General features: G+C 37.2%; 5 protein-coding genes. 2 read left to right on the top strand and 3 right to left on the bottom strand.

What is annotated here, in order from left to right; all coding sequences use genetic code 11:
- Positions 1-108: 108 nt before the first annotated feature.
- Genes gcvP through HQN83_RS11805 form a run of 3 tightly spaced genes read right to left on the bottom strand, consistent with a single transcriptional unit; the run spans position 109 to position 4,343 of the window.
- Positions 109-2,988, bottom strand: a complete 2,880-nt coding sequence (gcvP, locus tag HQN83_RS11795) for an aminomethyl-transferring glycine dehydrogenase (protein ID WP_173090531.1) — start codon at positions 2,986-2,988, stop codon at positions 109-111.
- 48 nt (positions 2,989-3,036) lie between these two features.
- Positions 3,037-3,606: a hypothetical protein gene (locus tag HQN83_RS11800; RefSeq protein WP_173090532.1), complete on the bottom strand. Its 570-nt coding sequence runs from the start codon at positions 3,604-3,606 to the stop codon at positions 3,037-3,039.
- 17 nt (positions 3,607-3,623) lie between these two features.
- Positions 3,624-4,343, bottom strand: coding sequence for a pyridoxine 5'-phosphate synthase (locus HQN83_RS11805; protein ID WP_173090533.1), 720 nt, complete (start codon positions 4,341-4,343; stop codon positions 3,624-3,626).
- A gap of 115 nt (positions 4,344-4,458) precedes the next feature.
- Between HQN83_RS11805 and HQN83_RS11810 the strand changes: the two genes are divergently transcribed.
- Together HQN83_RS11810 and HQN83_RS11815 are read left to right on the top strand one after the other, a co-directional pair.
- Positions 4,459-6,027, top strand: coding sequence for a mechanosensitive ion channel family protein (locus HQN83_RS11810; RefSeq protein WP_173090534.1), 1,569 nt, complete (start codon positions 4,459-4,461; stop codon positions 6,025-6,027).
- A 2-nt stretch (positions 6,028-6,029) separates the two neighbouring features.
- Positions 6,030-7,004: a polysaccharide deacetylase family protein gene (locus tag HQN83_RS11815; protein ID WP_173090535.1), complete on the top strand. Its 975-nt coding sequence runs from the start codon at positions 6,030-6,032 to the stop codon at positions 7,002-7,004.
- Positions 7,005-7,236 lie beyond the last annotated feature (232 nt).

Here is a 7,236-nt window from a genome sequence, read left to right on the forward strand (position 1 = left end):
TTTAGTTTAATTTTTAATGCTAAGATCTGTCTTAGCCTTTTGATACATTTTATAAAACAAATGTATCAAAAGGTTTAACTGCTTGAATTGACCTATGATAAGTTTTTTTTAAGCTAGATCTTCTGCATAGCTTTCAATCGGCGGACAAGCACAAACTAATGATCTGTCACCAAATGAATCATTTACTCTTCCAACCGATGGCCAGAATTTGTAAGCAGCTACGTAAGGCAATGGGAAAGCAGCAGTTTGTCTGCTATAACCATGATTCCATTCATTACCAGTTACCACTGCTGCGGTATGCGGTGCATTTTTTAATGGGTTGTCAGTTTTGTCAAGTTCCCCTGCTTCAACTGCAGTGATTTCTTTTCTGATAGAAATTAAAGCATCACAGAAACGATCTAACTCATGTTTAGGCTCACTTTCAGTTGGCTCAACCATTAATGTTCCAGCAACAGGGAAAGATACCGTAGGAGCGTGGAAACCATAATCCATTAAACGTTTTGCAATGTCAACAACCTCAATGCCGAAGTTTTTAAAGCCTCTGCAATCTAAGATCATTTCGTGTGCACAACGACCATTAGCACCTGAATACAATACAGGGAAATGTTGCTCTAAGCGAGCTTTCATGTAGTTGGCATTAAGTATTGCGTATTTAGTAGCGTTGGTTAATCCTTCGCCACCCATCATTGCTATATAAGCATGAGATATGATTAAGATAGACGCTGAACCCCAAGGTGCAGAAGAAACTGCATGAATAGATTTCTCATTATTGATGTCTACTACGGCATGTCCCGGTAAGTAAGGAACAAGGTGTTTTGCAACACCAATCGGACCCATACCTGGACCACCACCACCGTGAGGAATACAGAATGTTTTATGTAAGTTAAGGTGACAAACGTCAGCGCCAATATTTGCAGGGCTGGTTAAACCAACCTGAGCGTTCATGTTGGCTCCATCCATATAAACCTGACCACCATTTTCATGAATGATGTTACAGATATCTACAATGCTTTCCTCAAATACACCATGTGTAGATGGGTAAGTTACCATTAAGCAAGAAAGGTTAGCAGCATGCTCTATAGCTTTAGCTCTTAAATCCTCAACGTCAATGTTTCCGTTTTCTAGTGATTTTACAACCACAATTTTCATTCCGGCCATAGCTGCAGAAGCAGGATTAGTTCCGTGAGCAGATGAAGGAATTAAAGCGATGTTACGGTGATTATCACCACGATCCTGATGATAAGCTCTGATAACCATTAAGCCTGCATATTCACCTTGAGCACCAGCGTTTGGCTGTAAGCTCATTGCTGCAAAACCGGTGATTTCACTTAACCATTTGTCAAGCTCATTAAATACAGTATAGTAACCAGCTACCTGATCAGCAGGAGCAAATGGGTGTACTTTACCAAATTCTGGCCATGTAACAGGAATCATTTCAGTTGTTGCATTTAGTTTCATTGTGCATGAACCTAAGGCAATCATAGAATGGCAAAGAGAAAGATCTTTAGTTTCTAATGATTTAATATAACGCAACATTTCGTGCTCTGAATGGTGTGCGTTAAATACCGGATGCGTTAAATATGCCGAAGTACGTTGTAAGTTTGCAGGAATTACAGTTTCAACGTTTTTATCGTCAGCCAGCTCAACAGCATCAGCAGCAATTGCTTTTACTTTTGAGAATATTTTAGTTAAAAGGGCGATATCTTCGAATGTAGTAGTTTCATCTAATGCGATGGTAACTACGCTACCTTTATAGTTAAGGTTGATTTCATTGTCGATACATTCTCTATGAATAGAATCAACAAGGTTACCAAGGTCTAACTGGATAGTGTCAAAGTAAGCTTTGTTTAATTGTACGTATCCTATTTTTTCTAATGATTTAGCCAAAGTGATCGCCAACCCATGTGTGCGTTCTGCAATAAGTTTTAACCCTTTAGGGCCATGATATACTGCATAAAAACCAGCCATAATAGCCAATAAAGCCTGTGCAGTACAAATGTTAGAGGTAGCTTTATCCCTGCGGATGTGTTGCTCTCTTGTTTGTAGCGCCATGCGTAAAGCATAGTTATTGTTACTGTCGATTGTTACACCGATAATACGTCCTGGAATAGAACGTTTGTATTCTTCTTTAGTTGCAAAGAATGCAGCATGAGGTCCACCAAAACCCATTGGTACACCAAAGCGTTGTGTTGTTCCAACTACAACATCAGCACCCCACTCTCCCGGAGGAGTTAATAAGGTTAAGCTTAGTAAGTCAGCAACAACAGTAACTTTAACATTCTTTTCATGTGCTTTTTGAGCGAAGCCGGTATAGTCAAATACCTCACCGTTTCCTGCAGGATATTGAATGATAGCACCAAAGAACTCTTCATTTAGTTCAAACGATTCATGATCACCAATTACCAACTCAATTCCAAAAGGATTTGCACGGGTTTTTAAGATGTCAATTGTTTGAGGGAACAATAGTTCCGAAACAAAGAATTTAGTAGCTTGTTGATTTTTACGTAAGCTATACTGCATAAACATAGCTTCAGCAGCAGCAGTACCTTCGTCAAGAAGTGATGCATTTGCTATCTCCATACCCGTAAGGTCAATAACCATAGTCTGGAAATTCAACAAAGCCTGTAAACGACCTTGAGCAATTTCAGCCTGATAAGGAGTGTATTGAGTATACCAACCCGGGTTTTCCATTACGTTACGTAAAATTACACCAGGTGTTAAGGTGTCATAATATCCCTGACCGATATATGATTTGAAAACCTTGTTTAAAGAAGCAGTTTGTCTTAAGCTGCTTAGGTAATCTGTTTCAGATTTTGCTTTTGGCAAATTTAATGGTTGCTTCAACCTGATCTTTTGCGGAACAGTTTGTTCGATTAATTCGTCAACAGAACCTACGCCAAGCGTAGTTAGCATTGCGTTTGTATCATCTGTATTAGGCGCAATGTGGCGATCTTTAAAGTCTTCTTGGTAATGAATGTTTAAGCTCATGTATTCTTTGAATAAAAAGTTGCGCAAAGGTAATAAAAAAATAGCCTTTTAACCACCCGCGAATATCCAGCCAATGTCTTTTTTAAACTTCAACTTATAAGTTCTGGTAATGAAGTTACTACCGACGTTTTTATCTTTAAAAAATATAGAGAAATCAGTCATTTCTTTCTTGAGCGAAACAGTAACACGTGCTATTTTCGAATCGCCATTTATAAGGCTAATCGGCTTCTCGTCATCGAGCACATAATTAACGGCTCTAACAGTGGCACTATGTGCATCATGTTTAAGAACATAAGGTTTCGATTTGTCGGTTAAGGTGATTAAATAAAAGTAAACGCTGTCTTTTGATAGGAACTTTTTTTTCTGGTTTTGAAGCTTCATCTCAACAAGTCCCTTTTCTTCCAGCGCCTTGTACTTTTGAAGTTCTAATTGGTCGTTTTTACTTCTAAACTTAATTTCTCCTATATCTATTTTAGTACTCTCATATTCAGGGTTTGCATTAAGATGTGCTGAGATTACATCTTCGGCAGTACCTTCATCTAAATTGCCGCCACTTTTACACGATGAAATAAACAATACAAATGTTGCTGCGAAAGCCAATAACGTTAATTTTTTCATAGGAGGAAGTATATAGGTTAATGTTTCAGTTGCTTTAAGTATAGTTGTATAGTGTTCTCCAGACCCAGATAAAGTGCATCACTAATTAATGCATGGCCAATACTTACTTCTAGTAATCCTGGAATGCTCTCTGCAAAGTATTTTAAGTTATGCAAATCCAAATCGTGACCTGCATTAATGCCTAATCCTATTTCATTGGCTTTATGGGCTGCGGCAACATAAGGTAAAACGGCTTTTTCCCGGTTGTCGTAATAATTATGAGCATAAGCTTCAGTGTATAGTTCAATTCTGTCTGTTCCACTTTCAGCGGCAGCTTCTACCATTTCAACTACCGGATCTACAAAGATAGAAACACGAATTCCTTCAGATTTGAATAAGGAAACCATTTCTTTCAGATAGTCTTTATGTTTAATGGTATCCCATCCATGGTTCGAAGTGATTTGGCCTTCTGCATCTGGCACCAAAGTTACCTGAGCAGGTTTATTTGCTAAAACAAGATCAACAAATTTTTGCTCTCTGCAGTTACCCTCAATATTAAATTCTGTAGCTATTGTTGCTTTCAAATCATAAACATCCTGATATCTGATGTGTCTTTCATCAGGCCTTGGGTGAACGGTTATTCCTTCAGATCCAAAGCGCTCACAATCTAAAGCTACTTTAACAAGATCCGGATTGTTTCCTCCACGACTATTACGAAGCGTTGCTATTTTGTTGATGTTTACTGAAAGTTTTGTCATAAATTTAATAATGTTAGCCCAAAATGTAAATATGCAAGTAAAGGTAAAAAAATAGAAGCGTGATAAACAGAAAATTAATTTCTGTATTTTGCTGTTAGTTATAATCATTCGATATATGTCTTTAAAATTATTGGTCTCATTTATTGCTCTTTTTTGCGTTCAGCATGCTGTTTATGCACAAAAGGATTCTGTTGTTTTTAAAGGCTATCCTGTAGTTGCACATACGGATACGCTGTTTCATATTAAAAACAAGCTGGGTTCGTTGTCTGCGTCGGAAAGGGCAGAACGGACTTCATCGAGAGTGGAGGCCTTATCTGAGGATCTTCTTTTTGTGCCTGATTCTTTAATTACAGTTAATGATTCTACCCTAATTGGGATTGTTTATAAAGGCGATGTTTTAATGAGCATTTCTAAAGCTGATGCAGATTCTGTAAAGATGGATAAGGAGGTTATGGCCAAAGCCTATCAGGAAATTATTATCAATAACATCAATAACTATAGGAAAGAGACCAATGTAACAGAGCTTTTAAAACGGGCAGGTTTGGGCTTGCTCATCATTATCGTGTTGGGGATATGTATATATTTCCTCAATAAATACTCAAATAAATTCAATAGTTGGCTGAGTTTTAAATTGCATAAAAGGATAGGTCACATCAAGATTAAGGACTATGAGCTGATCGATAGAAAAAGGGAGCTGATTATAATCAGTAAGTTTCTGAATCTAATAAAAATAGTAGTAATTCTTTTGTTGGTTTACCTAACGCTTCCTTTTATTTTCCGACTGTTCCCATGGACAAAACCCTGGAGCGATAGCTTAATTAGCTTCGCTTTAAATCCATTAAAGAATATATTTAGCTCCATAATTGATTTTTTCCCGAACCTAATTGCAATCGCGGTAATAGTTGGTGTATTCCACTATGTGAAAAAGGCAATCAGGTTTTTAGCTCAAGAGGTTGAAAATGAAAGGCTAAAAATTAATGGGTTCTATCCAGATTGGGCTAAGCCTACTTTTAATATTGTCAAAATTTTATTAAATGCCTTTATGTTGGTAATGATATGGCCTTATATTCCAGGTTCTGATCTTGCTATATTTAAAGGCGTATCTGTTTTTCTGGGGATTCTTATTTCATTTGGGTCTTCATCAGCAATTAGTAATGGTGTGGCAGGTATGGTAATTACTTATATGCGACCTTTTAGAATTGGCGATGTGGTAAAAATTGGTGATACTACCGGGGCAGTTTTAGAAAAGTCGTTGCTGGTTACCCGTGTTAAAACAATCAAAAACGAGATCATCACAATTCCCAATAGTGCCATTTTAAATGGTAATACGGTTAATTATACCAGCATGTCTAATAATGAAGGCTTGATTATCCATAGTACGCTTACCTTAGGTTATGATATTCCATGGACAAAAATTCATGAGCTGCTAATTAATGCTGCCTTAGCAACTGAAGGTGTAATTAAAGATAGAGCACCTTTTGTATTGCAAACAAGTCTGGACGATTGGTATGTATCATATCAGCTAAATGCTTACATCAGTGATCCAAGTATTATGGCTATTATCTATTCAGAAATGCATAAAAATATTCACGAAGCGTTTGACGAAGCAGGGGTAGAGATTATGTCGCCGCATTACCAGGCAATAAGAGATGGGAATGAAAGTACTGTAAGAGCAAAAAATTAGCTATGAAAGGTAGTATGTGGGTTTTATATTTCTTTTTAGTGTGGACAATTCCTTGTTCGGCTCAAATTAGTATTGAGAACTATAACAAGTATTTTGGAATTACTAAATACGATAATAAAGAATTGTTGATACTTCGTAAATTCAAAACATCAGGTATCACATCATATTTGGCGGTAGATCCTAATGAACTAACAACATCAATTATTTCTGCTACTGGAGTTTCGGTAAAGGTAATAGGATTGGAAGAAGCGCTTAGCTACTTTGGGAATACGCCATATGCCAAGACAATATCTTCAGCAGAGCAATTTTCAAGTAGTTTACAGGATGCCGGAATTATACATGGTTTCCAAAAAGAGAAAGGAATAACTTTAACTATTGATTTGTGTCCATCTCATAAAGCACTTGACAGAACTATCTTTACGTCGCTCATCTCAGAATTTCAGAAAACAGAGAAACCTGTCCCAATTGCGATATCAATTACCGGTCGATGGATGCTTACTCATGCTAATGATTTAAATTGGCTTAAGGAGCTGGAAAAGTCAAAGGATATAGAGATTACGTGGATAAATCATTCTTACAACCATCATGTGAGCTCTAAGGCGCCTCTTAAAACTAATTTTTTATTGGAGCCGGGAACTGATTTGAATTTTGAAATATTAGGGACTGAATTGGCTATGTTGCAGCATGGGATGTTGCCATCTGTTTTCTTCCGCTTCCCTGGGCTTGTGTCAGATACAGAAGTCGTAAAACGAGTGCTTGCTTATGGGGTTATTCCTGTTGGAAGTGATGCCTGGTTAGCAAAGGGGCAACCTGCTAATTCTGGAAGTATAGTTTTAATTCACGGAAACGGAAATGAGCCATTAGGTGTTGCAGATTTTATTACGCTACTCAAGAATAAGCAGAAAGAGGTTCAAAGCAAACAATGGATGATGTATGATTTAAGAGAAAGTATCGAAGACGAGTTTGAACAGAAGTAGGCGCGAAAGAGCCTTTAATAAAACAAAAAGAGCCTGTATCATAAATCGTGATACGGGCTCTTTTGCGTCTACCCGTATTCCTATCGTCTTGATTATTAACAATTTAAGTTGTTTTTTTTCGTTTTAAATTTGATTTAACTTATTGATTTTCATACATTTATGATGTAAATCAGTAGTAGATATGGCCAACAAGAAACCCGTTTTTAAGCCCTATTATCAACATCAGCTCATG

It is taken from the genome of Pedobacter foliorum (assembly GCF_013266735.1).
Taxonomy (GTDB): Bacteria; Bacteroidota; Bacteroidia; order Sphingobacteriales; family Sphingobacteriaceae; genus Pedobacter; species Pedobacter foliorum.

What these genes read in the sequence shown, in the direction of transcription:
- gcvP (WP_173090531.1), bottom strand. Translation starts at nt 2,988, where the DNA reads ATGAGCTTAAACATTCATTACCAAGAAGACTTTAAAGATCGCCACATT.
- HQN83_RS11800 (WP_173090532.1), bottom strand. Translation starts at nt 3,606, where the DNA reads ATGAAAAAATTAACGTTATTGGCTTTCGCAGCAACATTTGTATTGTTT.
- HQN83_RS11805 (WP_173090533.1), bottom strand. Translation starts at nt 4,343, where the DNA reads ATGACAAAACTTTCAGTAAACATCAACAAAATAGCAACGCTTCGTAAT.
- HQN83_RS11810 (WP_173090534.1), top strand. Translation starts at nt 4,459, where the DNA reads ATGTCTTTAAAATTATTGGTCTCATTTATTGCTCTTTTTTGCGTTCAG.
- HQN83_RS11815 (WP_173090535.1), top strand. Translation starts at nt 6,030, where the DNA reads ATGAAAGGTAGTATGTGGGTTTTATATTTCTTTTTAGTGTGGACAATT.